We start from the raw sequence: 373 nt of genomic DNA on the forward strand, positions 1-373 counted from the left end.
ATGCTGATGCGAGTTCTTACTTTTACAGTGTTCAAATGTACCAAAAATAACGCCAGAAACTTCATCAAAAATTCCTGCTAAATCTAGTTGGGAGAGCATGCCATCAATATTATAGGGCTCGACACCAACGTCTTCTACCAACAAAATACTTTCTTTAAAACTAGGCAGATAAGGTGTGCCCATTAAATTAGTCATCAGAGTTAAATTTCCACCAAGTAAAGGGCCTCGACTAACACCTGCATGAACCTTTATTCCTTTGGAAATTATGTATTCTTGGCCTAATAAAGAAGAAAGTAATGTTTTTTTAACCTGGGTACTCAAATGAATAGTCAAAGTAAATCCTGTATAACTTACTAAGCCACTGTTTTTAAAT

General features: G+C 35.1%; 1 pseudogene. It reads right to left on the reverse strand.

The window, feature by feature from the left end:
* A pseudogene (locus Lani_RS20940) lies at window positions 1-333 on the reverse strand (LD-carboxypeptidase); the annotation flags it as partial.
* Window positions 334-373 lie beyond the last annotated feature (40 nt).

Source organism: Legionella anisa, from assembly GCF_001467525.1.
GTDB classification, from domain to species: domain Bacteria; phylum Pseudomonadota; class Gammaproteobacteria; order Legionellales; family Legionellaceae; genus Legionella; species Legionella anisa.